This window comes from Ruania halotolerans, from assembly GCF_021049285.1.
Classification (GTDB): domain Bacteria; phylum Actinomycetota; class Actinomycetes; order Actinomycetales; family Beutenbergiaceae; genus Ruania; species Ruania halotolerans.
In genome coordinates, this window is the sequence record NZ_CP088017.1 from 1,396,944 (window position 1) to 1,419,814 (window position 22,871).

14 protein-coding genes are annotated in these 22,871 nt (G+C 67.3%); 6 read left to right on the plus strand and 8 right to left on the minus strand.

Translation table 11 applies throughout. The features are described 5' to 3' along the window. Positions 1–14: 14 nt before the first annotated feature. Entirely contained in the window at positions 15–1,685 is a 1,671-nt protein-coding gene (locus LQF10_RS06110; RefSeq protein WP_231066597.1) for a hypothetical protein, read from the plus strand. Between the two features lie 24 nt (positions 1,686–1,709). Here LQF10_RS06110 and LQF10_RS06115 read toward each other — a convergent pair whose 3' ends face one another. Further along, on the minus strand, positions 1,710–2,132 hold the full coding sequence (locus LQF10_RS06115) for a hypothetical protein (RefSeq protein ID WP_231066598.1): 423 nt from the start codon (positions 2,130–2,132) through the stop codon (positions 1,710–1,712). A gap of 133 nt (positions 2,133–2,265) precedes the next feature. On the opposite strand from LQF10_RS06115, the gene LQF10_RS06120 reads away from it, so the two are divergent. After that, positions 2,266–2,745, plus strand: coding sequence for a GNAT family N-acetyltransferase (locus LQF10_RS06120; protein ID WP_231066599.1), 480 nt, complete (start codon positions 2,266–2,268; stop codon positions 2,743–2,745). 10 nt (positions 2,746–2,755) lie between these two features. Here LQF10_RS06120 and LQF10_RS06125 read toward each other — a convergent pair whose 3' ends face one another. After that, complete coding sequence (locus tag LQF10_RS06125; protein WP_231066600.1) at positions 2,756–4,282, minus strand: coiled-coil domain-containing protein; 1,527 nt, start codon at positions 4,280–4,282, stop codon at positions 2,756–2,758. Positions 4,283–4,466: 184 nt separating this feature from the next. Here LQF10_RS06125 and LQF10_RS06130 point away from each other — a divergent pair, with 184 nt between their 5' ends. Genes LQF10_RS06130 through LQF10_RS06140 form a run of 3 tightly spaced genes read left to right on the plus strand, consistent with a single transcriptional unit; the run spans position 4,467 to position 8,056 of the window. Then, a complete protein-coding gene (locus tag LQF10_RS06130) occupies positions 4,467–6,068 on the plus strand; it encodes a hypothetical protein (protein ID WP_231066601.1) in 1,602 nt (533 codons plus the stop codon). Further along, on the plus strand, positions 6,065–7,093 hold the full coding sequence (locus LQF10_RS06135; protein ID WP_231066602.1) for a DUF8094 domain-containing protein: 1,029 nt from the start codon (positions 6,065–6,067) through the stop codon (positions 7,091–7,093). Before LQF10_RS06130 ends, LQF10_RS06135 begins: the two co-directional genes overlap by 4 nt. Positions 7,094–7,126: 33 nt before the next feature. Then, the gene (locus LQF10_RS06140) at positions 7,127–8,056 is read left to right on the plus strand and encodes a tetratricopeptide repeat protein (RefSeq protein ID WP_231066603.1); all 930 of its coding nucleotides are present in this window, start codon (positions 7,127–7,129) and stop codon (positions 8,054–8,056) included. 122 nt (positions 8,057–8,178) lie between these two features. Here LQF10_RS06140 and glgB read toward each other — a convergent pair whose 3' ends face one another. The 3 genes from glgB to LQF10_RS06155 form a co-directional block, all read right to left on the minus strand. Beyond that, on the minus strand, positions 8,179–11,721 hold the full coding sequence (glgB, locus tag LQF10_RS06145; RefSeq protein ID WP_231066604.1) for a 1,4-alpha-glucan branching protein GlgB: 3,543 nt from the start codon (positions 11,719–11,721) through the stop codon (positions 8,179–8,181). Next, positions 11,718–13,511 (minus strand): maltose alpha-D-glucosyltransferase, encoded by a 1,794-nt coding sequence (gene treS / locus LQF10_RS06150; RefSeq protein WP_231067260.1) that lies wholly within the window; start codon positions 13,509–13,511, stop codon positions 11,718–11,720. Before treS ends, glgB begins: the two co-directional genes overlap by 4 nt. Before the next feature lie 202 nt (positions 13,512–13,713). Then, positions 13,714–15,774, minus strand: a complete 2,061-nt coding sequence (locus LQF10_RS06155) for an alpha-1,4-glucan--maltose-1-phosphate maltosyltransferase (protein ID WP_435531433.1) — start codon at positions 15,772–15,774, stop codon at positions 13,714–13,716. Between the two features lie 107 nt (positions 15,775–15,881). Here LQF10_RS06155 and glgP point away from each other — a divergent pair, with 107 nt between their 5' ends. After that, complete coding sequence (glgP, locus tag LQF10_RS06160; protein ID WP_231066605.1) at positions 15,882–18,494, plus strand: alpha-glucan family phosphorylase; 2,613 nt, start codon at positions 15,882–15,884, stop codon at positions 18,492–18,494. 218 nt (positions 18,495–18,712) lie between these two features. Here the strand turns inward: glgP and LQF10_RS06165 are convergent, their stop codons facing one another. The 3 genes from LQF10_RS06165 to LQF10_RS06175 form a co-directional block, all read right to left on the minus strand. Further along, a complete protein-coding gene (locus LQF10_RS06165) occupies positions 18,713–19,297 on the minus strand; it encodes an endonuclease domain-containing protein (RefSeq protein ID WP_231066606.1) in 585 nt (194 codons plus the stop codon). 715 nt (positions 19,298–20,012) lie between these two features. Further along, on the minus strand, positions 20,013–21,140 hold the full coding sequence (trpS, locus tag LQF10_RS06170) for a tryptophan--tRNA ligase (protein ID WP_435531434.1): 1,128 nt from the start codon (positions 21,138–21,140) through the stop codon (positions 20,013–20,015). A gap of 44 nt (positions 21,141–21,184) precedes the next feature. Then, positions 21,185–22,840 carry an FAD-binding dehydrogenase gene (locus LQF10_RS06175; RefSeq protein WP_231066607.1) on the minus strand — a complete coding sequence of 552 codons (1,656 nt, stop codon included), beginning with the start codon at positions 22,838–22,840 and terminating at the stop codon, positions 21,185–21,187. Positions 22,841–22,871 lie beyond the last annotated feature (31 nt).

Genomic DNA, 22,871 nt, shown 5'->3' on the forward strand with positions numbered 1-22,871 from the left:
TGAGTGCCGGCGACATGACTGCATTCTCCGCCCATGCCACGGCGGGCTCCGACGAAAGGCTCGCCTCCTTGATTGCCGGCGGCGCCGCCGTAGCAGCGGAGCGTGCTCGCGGTCATCGTGGGCTGATGGCGATGATCAAGGCGGCTGTGGTCTGCTCGCTCAACCCAGCGTCCCGGTGGGCGGGGCGATCCGAACCACATCAGGCGGCGCTCGGATGGCTCGGCGAGCTCACCGCTGCGCAAGGACTGGGTGGCTTGTTCACGTCCGGTGACAATGTGGATTCCCCGCCCGATTCGAGCTTCACCCTGAATGACCTCGCCGGGGTCCACGCGCAGCTGATGGGCCGGCCTGAGTGGTCCGGGGTGCGTACCGGGCTGGCTGAGATCGCTGCGAGGGCTGTCGACGCCATCGTGACCGGAGGGGTGCACACCCCGAACCACCGGTGGGAAATTGCCGCCGCGCTGGCCGGGCTGGCTCGCGTGACTGGGGACGACCGGTGCACCGGCCGCGCCCGACAGTGGCTCGCAGAAGGTGTGGATGCAGACGAGGATGGGATCTACTCCGAGCGTTCGGCGAACTATGCTGCGCACGTCTCCAACCCGTCCCTGCTCACACTCGCCGATGCCCTCGACGAGGAGCCGTTGCGTGAGGTGGTGCACCGGAACCTGCACGCGATGATCGACCTGACCGATCAGGGTGAGGTGGAAACCGTGCACTCGCGCCGGCAGGATCAGCGGCACCGGTTCAGTGTGGGCCCGTTCACGATGCAGTGGCGCCGGTTCGCGGTGGCCGGATGCCGGCCGTGTGCTCGTGCCTGCCTCGAGGCGCAGACTGCCCCGGGCTTCGATCCGGTGGATGCAGTGGCGCAGCTGCTCCGGGAGCCGGAGTTGGGTGCCGATCTGGAGACTGGTGATGAGCCCACAGTGGCGCGGACTTTCGCACTGGGGCTGCGCCGTCGGCGGGACGAGCGGCAGATGAGTACGGTGTACGCCGGTTCGGATGTGCCCCGGGCCGGACGAGTGGCGTCGGGGCTGGCCTGCAATCCCACCGTGGTGCGATTCCGGCATGGTGCGGCGCTGTTGGACTCCGTGCGGCTCTCCAGGGACTTCTTTGGTATGGGTCCGTTCCGGCCCGGTACCTGGCGGGAGGTCGGCGGCGGAATGCTGCTGATCGAAGAGCTCAGCACCGGCTACTACCAACCGCTCGACCCTGCCCAGAGGCGGGCAGACGGCGCGTATGAGCTCGAGTTCGAAGGCCGTTTCGCGGCGGCAATGAATTTCTCCCGGCGCCAGAGCGATCCAGTGCTATTGACCACCGAGATGCTGGTGAACGACGTCGCCGGCGGGATCGGTCTCGATCTGTCCTTCTCCGGGGCGGACGTGCCGTTCGCCGTCGAGCTCGCCTTCCGTCCCGGTGGCACGCTCACCGGCGGTCGCGAACTCGGCGACGGGTCGGTCGAACTGGTCGAAGGCGATGCGGTCTACCGCGTGGGTGACGATGAGATCACCGTCGGCCCAGGACGGGGGAGCGGACTCGATCGGCCGCCGGTGTACCACCCCGGCGAGGCGTACACGTTCCTGGGCGGCACGGACGCCTTGACCGGACCACGGGTGTACCTGACGGGGCGCACGAGCACGCCCGTGTCGGTGACGATTCGTGGCAGGTCGGACGCGTCAGCGCGGTAGCGCCAGGTGCGGGCATCTCACCTGTCAGCCCCGCCACCCCGGCATGATCCGTTCGAGAGCGTCCAGCAGGTCGATCGACTCGCCATCCTTGCCGCCGGCCCCGAGCACCAGCGGGGGGTCCTTGGGCTCTGGCCGTATCCCGCGTAGCCGGTCCCAGGCCGAGAGGGGTGCGGTGAGCAGGTAGAACGCACCGTCCGTCCCGACGGCGGAGGTCCGGTCGACGCGCAGGTACCAGCCCCGTAGGGGAGTTCGTGCGCGACCGCGCCCGCCGTAGCCCTTGACCTCGAGAGCCTGAGGTGCAAGGCCGGCGGCTGCGGCAGCCGCTGCGAACTGATCGAGGAGGGTCTGCGCGCGACTGCTCTCGGAGGCCTTGCGCTCGGCGAGGCGTCGTTCGTGCTCAGCCGCCGCTTCACGGCGCTGGCGCGCCCAGTCCTGCTCCGTACTCACCCCACCAGCGTACGGCGAACTGACTGTGCCACCCGCTCATCCCCCACCGGCTGAGGACTCAGCGAGGATGGCCGGCTGGTGGTCATCCCTCCGACGGGTCTGGTGGTGCCTGGCTGGTGGTTACCATGCGGCCATGACATCTGCCTTGATCCGGCCGGCGCACATCGGGGACGCTACCGCGCTCCACCAGCTTCACTGCGCGACCTGGCGAGAGGCCTACCGTGATCTCGTCCCGGAGCTGGTGCTCGAGCGCTGGGAAAGGGACGGTCTCGTGACGTGGCAAGACCGGCTGTCGAACCCGGCCGGTCCGACCGTGTGGGTGGCTCACCGCGGGGGAGAGGCCGTCGGCCTTGCCTGGGCGGAGGCGGCCGGCCCAGGCCGGGTGCGTCCGCTCGAACTGGCTGCCCTGTACGTGCTCGCACGTGAGTACGGTCAGGGCACTGCCGCGAACCTGCTCGAGATCGCCACCGGCGACGCCCCGTGCATGCTCTGGGTTGCCCGTGAGAACCCGCGTGCTGCGGCGTTCTACCGCAAGCACGGGTTCGTCGCGGACGGCGCGGAACAGGTGGTTGAACGGTGGGGTGATCTGCCCATCGTCCGGATGGTGCGCTGAGCCGCGAGTGTCAGCCTCGTGCCGTTTCGCGTACCGAGGTCTCGCTGTCGGCGTCCGACTCGTCCGCCGCGTCCGGGTTCTCGGTCTCTTCAGACGTCTTGCTGGTCTCGGCGTCGACCTCAGCAGCACTGTCCGGGGACGGGTCACCTGCGGCCGCGCCGTTCACCTCAGGGGCTGACCCCTCCGCGTCAGGTTCGTCGGCGTCGGACGCTTCGCTGTCTGCCGGGAGTGCCTGCTCCTCCTCGACCTGATCGGTGTCGTCCTCCTCGGGAACGGCCAGATCGGCGGCCTCGGCCACCTGCCCCGATCCGAGCAGTGTGCGTAGCTCGTCGAGGTAGCCGGTGATCGACTCTCGCTGACGGTTCAGGTCCTCGACCTGTCGTTGCGCCGTTCGCCGCTCCCGATCGGCTTGCGCTGCGGTGTCGCTCCTGAGCCGATCGGCCCCTTCCCGGGCCTCACGGGTGATCCGCTCGGCACTGGAACGGGCATCCTCGAGAATCTCCTGGGCCTGCGACTCTGCGGACGAGCGCACTTCCTCAGCCTTGGCGAGCGCCTCTGCCACCCGCGCCTCGGCGTCCTGAGCGTGCGCCTGTGCATCGGCGATCATGGCGTCCGTGTCAGCCTTGGCCTGTGCGTGCATCTGCGCGTCGGCCTCTTCGGATGCGGACCGTCGGGCGGCGATCTCCAACTCGGCCTGGTCGCGCATATCGGCCACCGACCCTCGGATCTGTTCTGCCTCGGAGTTGGCCGCACGCAGGATCTCGGCGGCTTGTTCTTCAGCCTCGGACACAGTGGCCTTGGCAGTGCGCTGGGCATCCTCGCGCAGGGAATCCGCATCGGCCCGGGCGCGCGAGCGAAGCTCCTGGGCCTCGGTCTCGCTAGCGGACTTCAGCTCTCGAGCGGCGCGTTCGGAACTGACCCTGAGCTCGGCCACCTCCTGTTCGGCCGTTGCCCGGAGCGTGCCGAGCTCGCGTTCCAGACTTGCGTGCCGCTCGCTCTGTTCAGTGGCAGAAACACTTGCGATCCGGGCGGCCTCGCGCTCGGCTGATCCGACCAGTTCTTCGGCCTTGCGCTGGGCGGCCAGCAGGATCCCCTCGGCCTTGCTGGTGGCCCGTTGCACGGCGCTGTCTGCGTCCCGGCGCGCGTTCGCGAGCCGTTCGGCAGCCTCGTTCTCCGCCTGGGAGGACAACTCAGCCGCGCCGGCCTCGGCGCGTTCGAGAAGGTCCTTCGCCTGGAGATTCGCCTGGCTCACCACATCGCTGGACTGTTCTTCTGCCGAACGCAGGAGCTGCTCGATCCGGGCTCCCAGCCCGGCGTAGCTCGGCTTCTCGGCCTCCCGCAATTGAGCCTGGGCGTCTGCGAGTTCACCCGATACCTGCATCACGGAGGAATCCAAGGACTCCACCTGTGTGCGGGCCTCGCCCAACTTCTGCTCGCCTTCGGCGACCTTGCGCTCGAGGGAATGGATGTACTGATCGACCTGGGCGCGGTCATAGCCGCGCATCACCACCGGAAAGGTCGACGCGTCGTCAGCCACACCAGTCTCCTGCCTGTTGGGTACTCGAAGAGTCGATGTCAGCGTATCCGCTGTGGTTGGACCCGCGAATGTGTCTCACGTCACGATCACGTCCTGGATCACAGAATGGTCACGTACCCTGGGGGGCTGTCGACGACACGCTCGGCTCCACGTTCGACCATGGACCAGAAGGGTTGGCACGCTCGTGCTAGGACGGATCTTCGCGATCCTGCTCATCGTGCTGGGACTCGGCACGGCAGGTGCAGGTATCGCCTCGGGCACCCTCTGGCGCCCGGACGAGGTGGTCACAGCCACCGTGCCACAGGCCCCCGAGACACCGGTGGTGCTCGCCGGTGGCCACGTACTGGCCACGGTGAACTCCGATGTGACTGTCACGGTGACAGCCGCTGACGACGAGACGCCGGTGATGCTGGCGATGGGCCGCGCGGCAGATGTACGCGCCTGGGTGGACGATGCGTCCGCACTGGAGATCACTGGGCTCGAGGACTGGGAGACGCTCTCAGTCGAGCAGGTCTCCGGTGCGGAGTCGAGCGAAACTCCCAGTGAGGATGCCTCGGGCGAGGGGTCCGAGACGCCGTCAGAGGATGCAGAGAGCACAGAGAGCACAGAGAGCACAGAGAGCGAGAGCGCCGAAGGTACGGAGGGCGAAGACACCGAGACCGCGGACGGTGAGGGTTCGGACGCCGCGGGTGAGATGACCACCGTGCCTGATCCCCGAGGCTCAGACCTGTGGATCGAAGAGCTGAGCGAGACAGGTGAGTTGACCTACGAGTGGTCGCAGGTCGAGGGCGACTGGCTGATGCTGGTTGCCTCGGACGGTTCGACGCCCGCCCCGTCCGTCTCGCTCACCTGGACACGGGAGGTCACCACGCCATTGATGGTGCCCGGAATCGTGGTCGGCGGGGTGCTGTTCCTGGTCGGCCTCGTCTGGCTCGCGATTCAGCTGTTGATGTCGCGCGAAGAGAAGCGGGCCCGCGAGCGGGCAGCCCGGGCCCCCGACGAGGACGATTCCGACGCGACGACAGTGCTGCCGACGGTGGCCGAAGATGGGACGCCGTTGACCCGCCGTCAGTTGCGCGAAGCCGAACGGGCCAAGGCGGACCCGCAACGGCGTACTCCCGCACCCGTGCCCGATGGAGCACCGGCCGCGCAGGAGAGCGCGCCTGCCGAGCACGCCGACAGCGGCGACGTCGAGTCTTCGCCTGGGGACGGTGGTGCCGACCTGGCTGCATGGGTGCACGCTGGCCGGAAGGATCAGGCGGACGAGGAGTCAGGATCGAGCCCGGGCGACGAACCGGATCGCGCGGATGCTGATGGTGACGCTGATCAGGCGAATGCCGGCGAGAAGGACACCGAGCCCCGTGGCGGGACTGGGGTCGATGAGGCGAATGCCGGCGACGATGACACCGCGGCCCGCGCCGGTACGGAGGCGGCCCCGCGGCGCCGGTGGTGGCAACGACGGTCCGCGCGCGCGAGCGAGGCGAGCACCACGCCCGACGCGACGACGCACGATTCGACCAGCGGAGATACTGAGGGCGCCCGCCTCGGTGACTTTTCCACCTGGGGCGCCCCGACGATCGGGGCAGGAGACTCGTCCGCACCGGAATCGGCAGACTGGCCGGCACAGCCGAGACCAACCGACGTCGGTCCCGGTGCAGCCGACGAGGCGTCGGATGGGGACCACAACGCCCAGGCCTCGGGCGCCTCGTGGCGCCAGACCTGGGGACTGCACCGGCCGCCGTCGGCGGATACACCCGATGATGGCGACGAGGAGGACAAGCGATGAGTCGTCGATTCCGGATCGCCGCCATCCCGGCACTGCTCGCCGCAGCGGGGATGCTCGGCGCCTGCGCGATCGAGGTTCCCGAAACGCCGGAACCGCCGGAGCAGACCGAGACGTTACCGGCGCTGGACGGCCCACGTCTTGAGCGTGTACTAGCCGATCTCGGCGACCTCATTGCGGCAGCCGACGAAGAACAGGACGCTGACCTGCTGGCGGATCGCGTCCAAGATCCCGCGCTTTCGATCCGCGCAGCCGAGTACGCCCTCGCGGCTGCCACGGCCGACAGCGACGAGCCCTATACGCCGCAGCCGCTGACGGCGCAGACGCAGGTCGAGATCGTGGCGGTCACCGACACGTGGCCGCGCACGGTCATGGTGGTCACCGAGATCCCCGATGAATCGAATGTGCCATTGCTGGTGACCCTGGAGCAGGAGACGCCCCGTAGTCAGTACCAGATGCACAGCTGGGTACGGCTCCTCCCGGGCGTGCAGATGCCCGAGACTGCCGTCCCCTCCGTGGGGAGTGCGCCGGTGCCATTGGACGCCGAGGGATACCTGTACACGCCACCGGACGCGCTGGATGCCTACGCCCGTCTGCTCGGTGACCGCGACGACGAGGGCACGATCGAGGACACCTTCGCCGAGGACCCGTTCCGCACACTGGTGACCGAACAACTGGCGACCTTCGATTTCGATGAGGCCGGCGAGTTCGACCACAACACCACGGCGGCCGAGGAGGACATCCTGACCCTCGCCACCGCTGACGGTGGATACATCGCGGTGGGGGCGATGAACACCAGGTACACGTTCACCAAGACCGTCGATGGCGCTGAGTTGAGCCTGGGCGGGCAGATCGCCGCATTGGACGAGGAGGACGGCGAGGTTTCCGAGGACGGTGAGTCGCTGAACGCTCGCTACGAACTGATGGTGGCGGTGTACGTTCCGGTCGAGTCCGACGATGCGCAGGCGATGGTGATCGGCGCCGAACGGGTGCTCTCCGGAGTCAGCCACGACAGTCCCGACGAGTGATGATCAGCACGTAGTACGAACTAGGATTGCACCATGAGTCAGCCTTCCAACCCGGTCAATCTGCACGGCGCCGTGGATCTCTCGGCGATCGCCGCCCCGAAACCTCCTGCCCCGTCGGAGAGCACGCCGGCCGGGCTCGTTGTGGACGTCAGCGAGGCCACGTTCAATGACGTGATCCAGCAGTCCATGACGGTGCCGGTCGTCGTCATGCTCTGGCAGGTGGGCGAAGGGCAGAGCATCGCGCTCAACCCCACGATGGAGGCGCTCGCCACCGAGTACGGCGGGAAGTTCGTCCTCGCCCGGGTGGACGTGGCCGCGAACCCGCGGATCGCGCAGGTCTTCCAAGCGCAGACGGTGCCCTCGGTGCTGGCCGTGCTCAAGGGGCAGCCGCTGCCGCTGTTCCAGGGGAACTATCCGGCCGAGCAGTTGCGGCCCGTGCTTGATCAGGTACTCCAGGCCGCCCAGGAGAATGGCGTGACCGGCACGATGGAGGTCGACGAGAACGGCGCAGGGGAACAGCAAGGAGCTGAACCGGTAGAGCCTCCGCTGCCGCCGCACATCCAGGCCGCCTATGACGCGATCGAGGCCGATGACCTCGATGGTGCTGCCGCGGCTTTCCAGAGCGCGCTGGAGGAGAACCCTCGTGATGAGGAGGCGGCGGCCGGGCTCGCTCAGGTCGAGTTGCTCCGCCGGATCGCCGGCCTGGATCCTGCCGCCGTATTGGCCGCGGCGGATGAGGCTGGCGCAGGGGACCTCGCCGCCCAGTTGCCGGCGGCCGACGTCGAGGTGGCCTCGGGCAAGCTTGCCGACGGTTACGCCCGCCTGCTCGGGGTGATCCGCGTGAGCGCCGGCGATGATCGCGATGCTGCCCGTACGCGACTGCTGGAGCTGTTCCAGCTGGCCCCGCATGATGCACCCGAGGTGGTCAAGGCGCGGCGCGACTTGGCCGTCGCGCTCTACTGAACCAATCCTCGCGACCACACCCACCCTCGCGACTGAGCCACCCGACCCCCGCACTCGCGGGGTGGTCGGTGCGGGGAAGTGGTGGTGAGCTGCAGGACGGCCAGCTGGGAGCTGCAGGACGGTCAGGTGGTGGGGCGCAGGAAGGTGACGCCGAGCGGCGGCACCCGCAGCGCGATCGAGTGGGACCGTCCATGCCAGGGCACCTCGTCGGCCACGAGCGCTTGGGTATTGACCACCCCGCTGCCGCCGAACTCTGTGTGATCGGTGTTCAACACTTCCTCCCAGGCGCCGGCCTGCGGCACGGCCACGCGGTAACCCTCATGCGCCGTCCCAGCGAAGTTGGCCACGACGAGGAGTTGCTCACCACCGCCTCGGCGTAGATAGGCGAGCACATTGTGGTCACCGTCATTGGCCTCGATCCACTCGAACCCGCTCGGATTGAAATCATCCGCCCAGAGGGCAGGGGAGGCGACGTAGAGCGCGTTCAGCTCGCGCACCATCAGGCGGACACCGGCATGGGACGGGGTGTCGCTCAAGCCCCAGTCGAGCGACCGGGACTCCGCCCACTCGGTGTTCTGGGCGAACTCACCTCCCATGAACAGCAGGTTCTTGCCCGGGTGGGACCACTGGTAGGCAAGGAGCAGTCGCACCCCCGCCAGTTTGGCCCAGAGATCGCCAGGCATCCGTTCCCACAACGATCCCTTGCCGTGCACCACCTCGTCATGGCTGAGCGGGAGCACGAACTGCTCCGAGAAGGCGTACACCAGGGAGAACGTGAGCTCACCATGGTGATAGCGGCGGTTGATCGGCTCCTCCGCCATGTACTGCAATGTGTCGTTCATCCACCCCATGTTCCACTTCAGCCCGAAACCCAGGCCGCCGTGCTCGGTGGCGGTGGTCACCCCCGGCCAGGCGGTGGACTCCTCGGCGATCATCATGATCCCTGGTGCCACCCGGTAGGCGGTGGCATTGGTCTCCTGGAGGAACTGGATCGCCTCAAGATTCTCACGGCCACCACGCACGTTCGGACGCCACTGGCCAGGTTCGCGGGAGTAGTCGAGGTAGAGCATGGAGGCCACCGCATCCACACGGAGGCCATCGATGTGGAACTCGGTGAACCAGTACAGGGCGTTGGCCACGAGGAAGTTGCGCACCTCGTTCCGCCCGAAGTTGAACACGTACGTACCCCAGTCCAACTGCTCGCCGCGCAACGGGTCCGGGTCCTCGTACAGGGGGGTGCCATCGAACCGGGCGAGCGCCCAGGAGTCTTTCGGGAAGTGTGCCGGCACCCAGTCCACGATCACGCCGATTCCCGCCTGGTGCAGGGCATCCACCAGGTGCCGGAACTCATCCGGGCTGCCGAACCGGGAGGTCGGAGCGTAGTAGGAGGTGACCTGGTACCCCCAGGAGCCGCCAAAGGGGTGCTCGGCAACCGGCAGCAACTCCACATGGGTGAAGCCCATCCAACTGACGTACTCGACCAGTTGCTGAGCGAGCTCGACATATGTGAGCCCTTGACGCCAGGAGCCCAGATGCACCTCGTACGTACTCATCGGGCCCGAGTGCGGTTCGCCGGACGCACGAGCGCTCATCCACGCCTGGTCCGACCAGGTGTACGTGGATTCATCCACCACCGACGCCGTCGCAGGAGGCACCTCCGTGGCGCGTGCCATCGGATCGGCCTTGGTGTGCCAGGAACCGTCGGCATGGCAGATCTCGTACTTGTACCGCTGGCCCGCGCGCACCTCGGGCAGGAAGATCTCCCACACGCCGCTGGAGCCGAGCGAACGCATCGCGCTTGCGCGCCCATCCCAATGATTGAAATCGCCCACCACACGGACCGCGCGCGCGTTGGGTGCCCACACGGCGAATGAGGTTCCGACGACGTCCCCCAATGCGGAGGGATAGCGCCGGACTCGGGCACCGAGCACCGCCCACAGCTCCTCGTGCCGCCCTTCGGAGATGAGGTGCTGATCCATCTCGCCCACGGTGGGCAGGAAGCGGTACGGGTCGTCGGAGACGACCGCCCCATCGGCGTAGACCGTGAGCACGCGGTAGTCCGGAACGTCCTCGGCCGGAAACGTCACGGTCCATATTCCGCCCCGCTCGTGAATGGCCGGGTACTCGCCGTCGGCTGTCCGGATGCTCACCGCTCGCGCCAGGTGCCGCACCGTCCTGATCGTGACCACACCATCGCCCAGGTGCGGTCCGAGAACATCGTGCGGGGCGAAGTGCACGCCGTCGGAGAGGTCCTGCAGCACATGGTCAGGTACCGGAGTTGCCGACGCCTGCGGCGGGTGTGCGGGCGCGCCGGTCGGTGTTGCAGGCTCGGGTGTGGGCGCATCGTTCTCTCTCATGGCCTGCTCCTCGATAATTCGACGGATGCCGCCCAGTGGGATCGACAACCAATCCGGGCGGTTCTGTTGTTCGTAGACGGCCTCATAGAGTGCCTTGTCGAGCTCGAGGGCACGCAGGATCGCCGGTTCAACGATCTGGGCTCCATACCGGTATCCCTCGATCAAGGCGGTCCGGGCCTCCTCGGCCCATTGCGGGTTGGTTGCCCCGCCCACGGCAGCTGCATAGTCGATCGAGCGGAGCATGCCGGCGAGATCACGCAGTGGCTGGTCCGGTGCGGTGCGTTCGGAGAGCGGTCGCAGCGGTTCCCCCTCGAAGTCGAGCAGGAACCAGTCCTCGACTCCCCGCAGCGCCTGGCCGAGATGCAGATCGCCGTGAATGCGCTGATTCGCAGGGAGAGCATGTGAGGCGACGTCGGAAATCACCTGTTCGACGCCCTCGGACCATTGCTGGAGGGCAGGGACGGATCCGATCGCCCAGCGCGCGCGAGCGCGCAGCGCACCGGCCAGGTCACCGGACTGTTCGCTCACCGGCAGTGCGGTACGCAGCACCGCGTGCATCGATTGAATGCACCGGCCAAGTTCGCGGGCGGGCTCAGCGAACGAGCGATCCTCGCGTGCTTGAGTACAAGCCAGTTCGAATCCGTCCTCCGTGCCCGTGAGGAACGCCGTCAGCACGCCCAGATCGCCAGCCACCCCGGTAGCTGGTCCGGTGCCCGCCTCGGGGGCTGGCCATCGACCGGAGAGCCAGCCCAGCGGTTCAGGCACATGCCGCCACCCAGCCTCGTGCAGGGAGCGGGTGATCTCGATCTCCGGATTCGCACCTGGAGCCAGCACCCGGAAGATCTTCAGGATGGCCGAACGGTCTCCGGTCACTGCGGGGATGCGCACCGAGGTGTTCGACTGCTCGCCCGTGTGTACGCGGGCACGGGTCGGATCCAGGTCGGCGAGCCGGATCGACGGCTCCGCCGGTGTGGTCGATGCCGCCAACCAAGCCCGGAGAAAAGCGGGGTGGTGCGGGCCGTCCACCAGGACCGAGCCCGTGCCGAGCAGCGCGATCTGTCCGGGTAACTCCACATCCTCCGGATCGGTCACCACGATCGGTACCTGCACCACTGTGGTGGCTCCGCCCCGGTCCAACGCCAGCAGCACCAATGTGCAGGCGGCTTCCTCGAGCGGGTCGGGCAGCTCGATCGTGGTCAGGATTCGCAGGGGAGCATCGGCCGCATCCTTGGCCGGGAACCAGCGCGTGGTCCGCACCCAGGGGTCGAGCAGCTCGAGCAGCAGGGAACCGTCATTCGCGTCACTCATCGCGCCACCACCTGAAGCCAGAAGAAGTCCCGTGAGCCCATCGTGAGCACGGCCTGACCGTCCGCGCCTTCCGGTGGGGCGCCCCTGTCATGGACCTGCGGGGCGTCCGCCTGCTGCGCCGCCGGCTCGGGAGGGTGCGGACTGGGCCGAGGTTGTACCGAAGGAAACTCCTCACCACCGAACACATCGATCAGGCGAGCGCCAGCGAAACCGGGCAAGAGGACCGTGGCCGAGCGCGGAGTGGCGGCCAGGTTGGCCACGCAGAGGATCGTCTCACCACCACCGTCCGCGTCGGCACGTAAGAACGCCAGCACCGCCTCGTTATCGGTGGTGAGCGGAACGTAGGAACCGGTGCCGAACACCGGGTGCGCCCGGCGAACCTCGAGGATGCCGCGCACCCAGTGCAGCAGCGAGGTGGGGATCGCCAGCTGTGCCTCCACGTTCAGCTGGTGGTAGCTATTCGTGAGATTTTGCACCACAGGCAGATACAGACGCCCCGGATCGGTGGCCGCGGAGAAACCGGCGTTGCGGTCCGGGTCCCACTGCATGGGCGTGCGGACCGCGTCTCGGTCGGGTAGCCAGATGTTGTCGCCCATCCCGATCTCGTCGCCGTAGTACAGGCACGGACTGCCCGGGAGCGAGAGCAAGAGGGCGTGCGCCAGTTCGATCTCTGCGCGGGAGTTGTCCAGCAGCGAAGCGAGTCGACGGCGGATGCCCACATTCGCGCGCATGCGTGGTTCCGGGGCGTACCAGTTGTACATGGCGGCTCGCTCTTCCGTGGAGACCATCTCCAGAGTGAGCTCGTCGTGATTACGCAGGAATGTGCCCCACTGGGCACCGTCCGGGATCGGTGGGGTGTCGTCGAGAATCTGAACGATGCTGCGCGCGGACTGCTCACGCAAGGAGTAGAAGATCCGCGGCATCACCGGGAAGTGGAAGCACATGTGACACTCCGGGGCGTCCTCGGTGCCGAAGTACTCGACTACCTCGTGCGGCCATTGGTTGGCCTCGGCGAGCATGAGCCGTCCGGGGAACTCCTCGTCCACCATCGCACGCACCCTGGCCAAGAACTCGTGAGTGGCCGGCAGATTCTCCGAGTTGGTGCCTTCTTCCTCGAACAAGTACGGCACAGCGTCCAGGCGGAAGCCGTCCACGCCGGTGCGCAACCAGAACCTGACGACGTCGAACATCGCTTCGTGCACGCGAGGGTTCTCGAAGTTCAGGTCGGGCTGGTGGGAGAAGAACCGGTGCCAGTAGTACTGCCGCCGCACCGGGTCGAATGTCCAGTTGGAGACCTCGGTGTCGACGAAGATGATGCGCGCATCGCCGTACCTCTCGGGATCGTCACCCCAGACGTAGAAGTCCCCGTAGGGGCCCTTGGGGTTGGATCGGGAGGACTGGAACCACGGGTGTTGATCGCTGGTGTGGTTCATCACCAAGTCGATGATCACCCGGATCCCGCGGGCGTGCGCCTGTTCCATCAGTTCGGCGAAGTCGTCGATGGTGCCGTACTCGTCCGCCACGGCGGTGTAGTCAGAGACGTCGTAGCCACCGTCGCGTAGCGGGGAGGGGTAGAAGGGTGGCAGCCACAGGCAGTCGATACCGAGCCATTGCAGATAGTCGAGTCGGTCGATCAGCCCACGCAGATCGCCGGTACCGCCGCCGTCAGAATCCGAGAAGGCACGAAGAAGCACTTCGTAGAACACAGCAGTCTTGTACCAGTGCGGATCATCGCTCAGCCCGGAACGGGGACCGCCTGTCAGCGCGAGCTGCCCACGCCGGCTTCGCATACTCATCGGTACTCCTTCTGCATTGAGCGTTGTGGTGCCTCCTGCATTGAGCGTTGTGGTGCCTCGCTGCGGTGGCACTCGTTCCTCGTACCACCTGCGCGGGGGCTCCTCACGCTCATCGGTGCGTGCTGGTCTGAGCGTTGTGGTGCCTCGCTGCGGTGGCACTCGTTCCTCGTACCACCTGCGCGGGGGCTCCTCACGCTCATCCGTGGCTCCGGACGTGGATCACGTGCGCACATCGACCGAACGGGTCGAGTCGCACGAACGGTGTATCGGACCACCTGTAGGTCTCCCCGCTGAGCTGGTCGTGCGCGGTGAACTCGGCGGTCCCTTCGAGCCCCAGGGCGGGGAGGTCCAGATGAATCAAGGACTCACGGGTGGTGAACGGGTCCAATGTGACCACCACGATGATCGTGTCCGCTCGCCCGGTCGGGGAGAGCGGCGCCGGGAGGTGGCGCGAGAAGCAGAAGATCGCATCGTCAGTGGTGGAATGAACGGTGAGATTGCGCAGCCGTTGCAGGGCGGGATGCTCGCGACGCACGGTGTTCAGCAGGCTCAACAGGTCCGTGAGACCGTGCTGGCGGGCGGCGGCATCCCAGTCGCGCGGCTTGTACTCGTATTTCTCGTTGTCGATCTGCTCCTGCGCACCCGGTCGCGCCACATGCTCGGCGAGTTCGTATCCGGCGTAGATGCCCCAGGTCGGTGAGCCGGTGGCAGCCAGGACCGCGCGGATCGCGAACGCCGATGCGCCACCGGTCTGCATGTACGGAGTCAGAATGTCGTGGGTGGTCGGCCAGAAACTGGGACGCATCACCGCTGCCGCATCCCCGCTCACCTCCGTGAAGTACTCGGTGAGTTCCTCCTTCGAGTGCCGCCACGTGAAGTACGTGTACGACTGATGAAATCCCACTGTGGCCAGCGTGCGCATCATCGCCGGCCGGGTGAAGGCCTCCGAGAGGAAGATCACCTCGGGGTGCGCTGCCGCGATCTCGGCGAGTAGCCGCTCCCAGAATGGCAGCGGCTTGGTGTGCGGGTTGTCCACCCGGAACGCGGTGACTCCATGGTTGATCCACACCTGGAGCATGTCCCGGATGGCGACGTAGATGCCTTCCGGGTCGTTGTCGAAGTTCAGCGGGTAGATGTCCTGGTACTTCTTCGGCGGGTTCTCCGCATACGCGATCGACCCATCCGCTCGTGTGGTGAACCACTCCGGGTGCTCGCGCACCCACGGGTGGTCCGGAGAGGCCTGCAGAGCGACATCGAGGGCCACCTCGAGTCCCAGCTCACGAGCCCGGGCCACGAACGCGTCGAAGTCGCCGAAGTCACCCAAGTCCGGGTGGATCGCATCATGCCCCCCCTCGGCTGCACCGATGCCGTACGGGGAGCCCGGATCGCCCGGGAGCGCCTCGAGCGTGTTGTTCCGACCCTTGCGGTTCGTGCTCCCGATCGGATGGATCGGAGTGAGATAGACGATGTCGAATCCCATCTTCGCGATCGCCGGGAGCCGCTGCGCGGCCGTGCGCAAGGTCCCGGAGACCCACTCACCGGTGCTGGGATCCTGATACGCACCTTCGGACCGCGGGAACAGCTCGTACCAGGAGCCGTACAGTGCCCGCTCGCGGTGCACCACCAGCGGGTACGTGGCCGAGGGGGAGACGTACTCCCGCAGCGGGGCCGCGGCCAGCACCGCCCGCACCTCCGGGGAAGTGCCGGCCGCCAAGCGCGCCAAAGGTGGCCGGGACACGTCTCGCAACGTGAGGATCGCCTCGCGAAGGGTGCGGACGCCGTCGGGAACTGCCGACAGGTCCACCTCGGTCAGCGCACGTTCGAGGACCAGCGCACCCTCGGCGAGCATCAGTTCACTGTCGACGTCGGCGTGGACCTTCACGCTGGCATCGTGGGCCCACGTGCCGTACGGGTCCGACCAGCCCTCCACCCGGAAGCCCCACGTGCCCTCAGCGTCGGGTACCAGCCACGCCTCGTATCGGTCATTGCCAGGGGAGACGTCCTGCATCGGGGCCGAGGAATGGTCTCGGCCGTCCGGTCCGACAAGCACCGCTGTGGCGGCCACGGCATCGTGACCCTCGCGGAACACAGTGGCTCGGACGGGGACGCCTTCGCCGACCACCGCCTTCGTGGGCCAGCGGCCGTTCTCGATGGTGGGGCCGACTTCGATCACGGGGATCCGGCCGATGGGGATGGACGGTGTGGGGACTGGAGTGCTCACATACTCGAACCTACCCAGATGGGAGGCAGCACACATCTGGGATCGCCACCCGATTCACCACGGGTTTCCCGGCTGTGCCCCGAGCGGTTGCAACGCATTCAGCAAAATACAGAAACCCGGTCGGGTGGCCTATGCTGCCTCGCGTGAGAGCTATCCGACGATTCACCGTCCGTACCGTGCTGCCCGACTCGCTCGTGGCGCTGGACGACCTCGCCTCGAACCTGCGCTGGTCCTGGCATGCACCGACCCGCGAACTCTTCGCCTCGATCGACCCCGGGCGGTGGGACGAGGTCCATGGTGACCCGGTCCGGTTCCTCGGCGGACTCTCCTCCGATCGATTGGCCGAACTGGCAGCGGACGCCGACTTCGTGGCTCGGCTGAACCGCCTCGCCGATGATTTGACCCGGTACCGCACCGAAGACCGGTGGTACCAGAGCGAGGCGCAGCGACGAGCTGCCGCGGGCGAGCCCGCCCTCCCCGCGTCGATCGCCTACTTCTCCGCTGAATTCGGGATCGCCGCGGCCCTGCCCCAATACTCTGGTGGCCTGGGAATCTTGGCAGGCGACCACCTGAAGAGCGCCTCCGATCTCGGCGCCCCGATCGTCGGCATCGGGCTGCTCTACGGCGCCGGGTACTTCCGCCAGTCCCTCACCCGGGACGGGTGGCAACACGAGACCTACCCGCTGCTCGACCCGGACAATCTCCCACTGACGCTGCTGCGTGAAGGTGACCAGACGCCGTCGCGAATCAGCCTCCCCCTGCCTGGCGGCCGGGTGCTGCATGCACAGATCTGGCGGGCCGACGTCGGGCGAGTGCCATTGCTTTTGCTCGACTCGAATGTGCCCGAGAACGACGACATCGCACGCCGGGTCACCGACCGCCTCTACGGCGGCACCAGCGAGCACCGGTTGCACCAGGAACTGCTGCTGGGTATGGGCGGAGTCAAGGCACTCCGGGTGCACTCCCGGCTCACTGGCGCGCCGGCGCCGGAGATCTACCACTGCAACGAGGGGCATGCCGGATTCCACGGGATCGAACGGATCCGGGAGCTGATCTCCACCGCCGGGCTGTCGTTCGCGGCCGCTGCCGAGGCCGTGCGAGCCGCCACGGTGTTCACCACACACACGCCGGTGCCCGCGGGAATTGACCGGTTCGGTGCCGAACTGATCGCCGAGCACTTCGGCGGCGGGAACGAACTTCCCGGAATCAGTGTGGAGGACGTGCTCGCCCTGGGTCGCGAATCGTACGACGGCGGCGACCCTGCCGTCTTCAACATGGCCGTGATGGGGCTGCGCCAGGCCAAGAAGGCCAATGGGGTCGCGAAGTTGCACGGGCGGGTCTCCCGCGGGATGTTCGCCCACCTGTGGCCGGGATTCGACACCAGCGAGGTACCGATCACGTCGATCACCAATGGCGTACACGGCGACACCTGGACCGATCCGGCGTTCGCGCAGGCGCAGGCCGAGTACTTCGCCGAGGACGAGCTCGCCACGGGTGCGGGCTGGTACCGGGCCGAAGGCGGGATCGATAACGCCACCCTCTGGGAGCTGCGGCGCCGGATGCGCCAGCGACTGGTGGAGGACGCAAGGGCACGGGTGCGCAAGTCGTGGCTGAAGCGCGGCGCCTCACCCGCGGAACTCGGCTGGGTGGACGGTGTGCTCGATCCGGACGTGCTCACCATCGGGTTCGCCCGCCGGGTACCCACCTATAAGCGACTCACCCTGATGCTGCGAGACACCGGACGGCTCCGCGCGCTGTTGACTGATCCTGAGCGGCCGGTGCAAATCGTGGTGGCCGGAAAGTCCCACCCCGCCGACGAGCAGGGGATCCGCCTCATCCAGAAGCTCGTGCAATTCGCCGACAGCGAGGACGTGCGCGAGCGCATCGTCTTCCTGCCGAACTACGACATCGAGATGGCGCAGACCCTCTACCCGGGCTGTGACGTGTGGTTGAACAACCCGCTGCGGCCGTTGGAGGCGTGCGGAACGTCCGGGATGAAGGCCGCACTGAACGGCTCCCTCAACCTGTCCATCCTGGACGGGTGGTGGGACGAGATGTACGACGGCGAGAACGGCTGGGCCATTCCCACCGCCGACGGTGTGGATGACCCGGACCGCCGCGACGACCTCGAGTCCGCCGCCTTGTACGACCTGCTGGAGAACACCGTGGCACCGCGGTTCTACGACCGCACCGACGGGTTGCCGGTGCACTGGCTGGAGAACGTGCGGCACACTCTCGCCACACTCGGGCCCAAGGTTCAGGCCACCCGGATGGTGCGCGACTACATCACCGAGTTGTACACCCCCACTGCCGAGTTCTCCCGGGCACTGGGCGGTGGCGATGGCGGCGATGGTGCGGACCGATCCGCGGCCGTGGCGCTCGCGGACTGGAAGGCACAGGTGCATCAGGCGTGGCCGGGCGTGCGGGTGGAGCATGTGGAGTCTGAGGACGTCCACGACGTGGTCAAGGTGGGCGACCACGTGACCATCAAGGCATTCGTGGCTCTCGGTTCGCTGCAACCGGAGGACGTCGAGGTGCAGGTGAACTACGGCCGGGTCGGTGAGGACGATGAGCTGGACGAGTTCGGCACTGCCGAGCTGGCCCTGACCGACACCTACGAGGGTGGGCGCCACCAGTTCGCTCGTTCGTTCACGCTCGCCCAGGCCGGCCCCTTCGGCTACGCGGTGCGGATCGTGCCGCGCCATCCTGGGCTCGCCGGGCCGACGGAGCTCGGGCTGGTGGCCGCCGCTTCCTGAGATACATCGTCAACTAATCGGCTCCGCGCTCCTTGGGTGCCGGGTCCGTCTCACCCCTCTCTCTGGCCGCCCGGGGCGGAGATTTGGCCTGACAGTTCTCTGCCCCGGGCGGGATCTGGTACGGATCGGATGATCTGGGCAGGGTTTTGGTCGCTTTCGGAGGCAAATTCGACCAGAACCCCGCCCAGGTTCGGTGCGCTTTAGGTGTCGGCGTGGATTCACGCGCCGAGGCGCGCCGTCTCACGTACTCCCAGGTCTCGGAACGTTGGACCGAGCACAGCGGCGGCGACGGTGTTCACCAAGGTGCCGGATCGCAAATCCTCGTTGGTGAACCGCAGCATCGTGTGCCCTCCGAGCAGAACCCTGTTCTGACGCGACCGATCTTGGTACAGCGCAGCCGGTTGGGAATGGACACCGCGGCCATCGATCTCTGCGATCACCCAGGTGCCGTCGGAACGCTGCCACCCGAGATCGCCACGCGCGATCATGATTCCGTCCTCGTCGTAGAGCTCGACCTGGAGATCGGTCACTGGAATGCCTGCGTCCATGCAACTCAGACGTGCCCATGTCTCCAGAGGAGATTCTGCTCGACCATCGACGAGGTCGATCCAGGGCCGGACGCGGCGACACCCCGGGCGTTTGCGGAGCAGCTCGGGCAGGCGAGCGAAGTCTTCCGGTGAGATCTTCTTCAGGAAGAGCGCCGAGTCCAGCACGGCGACCGCATTCTCCCTGTTGAGGCCCACCAACGCCTGTGCGAGTGCATCCGGGACGGCCGCTACAGCGTGATTCTCGATCCAGATCACCCCGAATGTCTTACGGTATCGCCGAACCCGGATGCCATCGACACCTTGGGTGTCTCGTCCCTCTGGAAGGACCACCTCGGCCCCGATGGTCCGAGGTAGACCTGCAATGCCGTGGAGGGCCAGTGCGCTGCATCCGACAACGATCGCGTCCGGCCCTGATGCTATTGCTGCGAACCAACCGACTTGAGCGCGCGCGTGCTCTAACGGGTCGCCGTGAACGGGCCGTCGAGCGTCAATGACACCCCGCGATCGTCGCAGCCAGGTGCGACGTGCGAGCAGCGTTCGCACTTGTCGGCGGGTCATCCCCTCGGCGAGGCATTGCGACCGTGAGGAGACCGGCCTGGCGGTCTGCGAGAACACGGAGAGAGAGCGGCACCTGTGACTTCATGGACTCATCGGACCGCATTCACCCTGTCAGCCTCAGCCTGACTACCTGAACCTGTGGATAACGGCGTGAATACACAGGAGACGACCAGCGTCGATGGCGGACTTCTGGTCGCTTCTGAGCGCGAGAGCGACCAGAAGTCCGCCCAACACGAACTACCTGACGACAAGTCCGCCCCGGGCAGAGTTCGGTCAGGCCACAAGTCCGCCCCGGGCGATCAAGCGGGGGTGAACGAGCGGGGGTCAGGTGGGACGAACGAGCCGGCCACAGGTCGGAGCGGGAGACGACCAGCGTCGATGGCGGACAGATGCGTGGGTGCGGGGTATCGCGTCAGTAGACCATCTGCATGGCTTGGCGCACCTCATCGAGGGTGGCGCCGGCGATCTCATTGGCACGTTCGTTGCCGCGGCGCAGTACTTCGTCCACGGCGCTCGGGTCGGCCTCAAGTTCGCGGCGGCGTTCCCGTACTGGCCGCAGGTGCTCGTTCACGGCTTCGGTCACCAGCTTCTTCAGGCCGCCGCCCCCGCCGTCGCCGATCTCAGCGGCGAGTTCCACCGGGTCCCGCCCGGTCATCTCGCCGGCGATGAGCAACAGGTTCGACACTTCCGGGCGCCCATCGGGATCGTAGGTGATAGTGCGGTCCGAGTCAGTGACTGCTCGTTTGAACTGCTTGGCGGTTTCGTCCTCGGTCATCGCGAGCTCGATCGTGTTGCGCCGCGACTTCGACATCTTCTGCCCGTCCACGCCGAGCACGTTCGTGGCTTGAGTGAGCAGCGCATCGGGTGATCCGAACACTGAGGCCCCACCGGCATACCGCTCGTTGAACCGCCGGGCGATCACCCGGGTCAGTTCCAGGTGTGGCAACTGGTCCTTGCCCACTGGCACCAGGTTCCCCTTGCAGAACAGGATGTCCGCCGCCTGGTGCACCGGGTACGTCAGCAGCAGCCCGCTCATCGGGCGCCCGCCGCTGGCCTCGAACTCGGCCTTCACCGTCGGGTTGCGACGCAACTCCGAGTCCGTCACCAGGGAGAGGAACGGCAGCATCAGCTGGTTCAGCGCGGGTACGGCCGAATGCGCGAAGATCGTGGTCTTGGCCGGGTCGATGCCGATGGCCAAATAGTCGGTGACCAGGTCGCGCACCCGCTCGGCGATCGGGCCGGCGTCGTCACGATCGGTGATCACCTGATAGTCGGCCACCAGGAGCATCGTCTCCACGCCGAGATTCTGCAGCCGCACCCTGTTCAGCAATGTGCCCAGGTAGTGGCCCAAGTGCAGCCGCCCGGTGGGCCGGTCCCCGGTGAGTACCCGGAACCCGCTCGGGTCGGTGGCCAGCTGGGCCTCGATCTCGGCGCTACGCGCCACGGCCGTAGCGAGCGAGCGGTCGACGGTTGCCTCCGTGCTCAACTCTTCGGCATCGGTGGACACGGGCGATTCGGCGGGGGAGACGTCAGAACTCACCGGGCCATCCTATGAGCAGATCCCGGCGACGTCGGGTCCGCGCCTCAGATCGCTTCCCCGGCCACCTTCCCGCTGAACATGCATCCACTCAGGAACGTGCCTTCGAGTGCACGGTGCCCGTGCACGCCCCCACCGCCGAAACCGGCAGCCTCCCCGACGGCGTACAGTCCCGGCAGCACGCTGCCGTCACCACGCAGGACTCTCGCCTGAGTGTCCGTATGCACCCCGCCGAGCGTCTTGCGGGTGAGTACCCGCAGCCGGACGGCGAGCAACGGCCCGTCTTTTGGATGTGTCAGCGGCCGCGGGGTCGCTACCCGCATCCGCTTGTCGACGACGTAGCGCCGGGCATGGTGGATCGCCGTCACCTGGGGGTCCTTGCCCAGCCCCGTCACGATCTCGGAGTCGCGCGCTGCGATCAGCCGGGCGAGCGCGTCGCCGTCGATCTGCTCGCTTCCCACCAGTGCGTTCATCCCATTGGCCAGCTCTGCCGGGGTCTGCGCCCAGATGAAGTCCGGGGAGTGTTCGGCGAACCGTGCCACGGGACCTACTGCGCCGGGGAGCACCCGCTGGGCGAGCAGGCGCAGGTTCTTCCCGGTCAGATCGGGGTTCTGGTCGGAGCCGGAGAGCGCGAATTCGGTCTCCATGATCGCCTTGTTCAGGACGAACCACGAGTGCTGGTGGTGATGCACCGTCAGGTGACGGAGCGCACCGAGGGCGTCGAAGCCGGGGAACAGCGGCGGGGGGAGGCGTTCGCCGTCGGCGTCCAGCCACAGCGAACTCGGGCCGGGCAGGATCCGGATGCCGTGGCGGCTCCAGATCGGGGTGTGCATCTCGATGCCCTCGGGGTAGTGCCACATCCGGCCGGCGTGTACGCATGCCGCACCCGCCGACTCGGCCAACGCCAGCCCGCTCCCGTCGGTGCCGTCCGGCACGCCGGAGAGCATCTGGTCCGGCAAGGTCCCGGCCTCGGCGGGCCACGCCTCCCGGACGGCGTTGTGATCGGCACCGATGCCACCAGTGGCCAGCACCACGGCGCCGGCAGAGAACTCGGCGGTGCCGACCACCTCGCGGCTGGACGGCTCCCCGCGTCCCGCGGCTGAGGCTGCCAATTGGTCGGACCGCACCCCGGTCACGGCGCCGTCGGTGGTGACCAGTGAGGTGACCCGGTGCCGGAACCGGATATCCAGCAGCCCTTCCTCGCGTGCCTCTTGCGCTGCGGCGAGGAACGGGGCAAGCACGCCTGGTCCGGTGCCCCAGGTGACGTGGAAGCGCGGCACGGTGTTGCCGTGCCCGCCGGCGGGATAGCCGCCACGTTCGGCCCACTGCACCAACGGGAACCAGCGAACGCCCAGGCTGTGCAGCCACGGGCGCATGGGACCGGCCGCGAACTCCACGAATCGCTGCGCCCAGGCGTATCCCTGCGCATCGGGCCCTTCCCCTCGGTCGGCACCGGCAGTGAAGTTCGCTGCGCCGAGCCAATCGCTGAAGGCGAGTTCGGCGCTGTCTCGGACACCGAGACGGCGCTGTTCAGCCGAGTTCACCAGGAACAGGCCACCGAAGCTCCAGTGCGCCTGCCCGCCGAGCGAGGCGGCCGGCTCAGCGTCCAGGACGAGCACCCGTTGCCCACGTCGGGTCAGTTCGGTGGCGGCCACGAGCCCGGCGAGGCCGGCGCCGACGACGATGACGTCAGTGTCAGTCATGCAGGCAGCCTATCGGGCGTCCCTCTCGCCG

Excerpts from the sequence above, each read along its gene's own strand:
- LQF10_RS06110 (WP_231066597.1), top strand. The coding sequence starts at position 15 with ATGACTGCATTCTCCGCCCATGCCACGGCGGGCTCCGACGAAAGGCTC.
- LQF10_RS06120 (WP_231066599.1), top strand. The coding sequence starts at position 2,266 with ATGACATCTGCCTTGATCCGGCCGGCGCACATCGGGGACGCTACCGCG.
- LQF10_RS06135 (WP_231066602.1), top strand. The coding sequence starts at position 6,065 with ATGAGTCGTCGATTCCGGATCGCCGCCATCCCGGCACTGCTCGCCGCA.
- LQF10_RS06140 (WP_231066603.1), top strand. The coding sequence starts at position 7,127 with ATGAGTCAGCCTTCCAACCCGGTCAATCTGCACGGCGCCGTGGATCTC.
- glgB (WP_231066604.1), bottom strand. The coding sequence starts at position 11,721 with ATGAGTGACGCGAATGACGGTTCCCTGCTGCTCGAGCTGCTCGACCCC.
- treS (WP_231067260.1), bottom strand. The coding sequence starts at position 13,511 with ATGCGAAGCCGGCGTGGGCAGCTCGCGCTGACAGGCGGTCCCCGTTCC.
- LQF10_RS06155 (WP_435531433.1), bottom strand. The coding sequence starts at position 15,774 with ATGTGTGCTGCCTCCCATCTGGGTAGGTTCGAGTATGTGAGCACTCCA.
- LQF10_RS06175 (WP_231066607.1), bottom strand. The coding sequence starts at position 22,840 with ATGACTGACACTGACGTCATCGTCGTCGGCGCCGGCCTCGCCGGGCTC.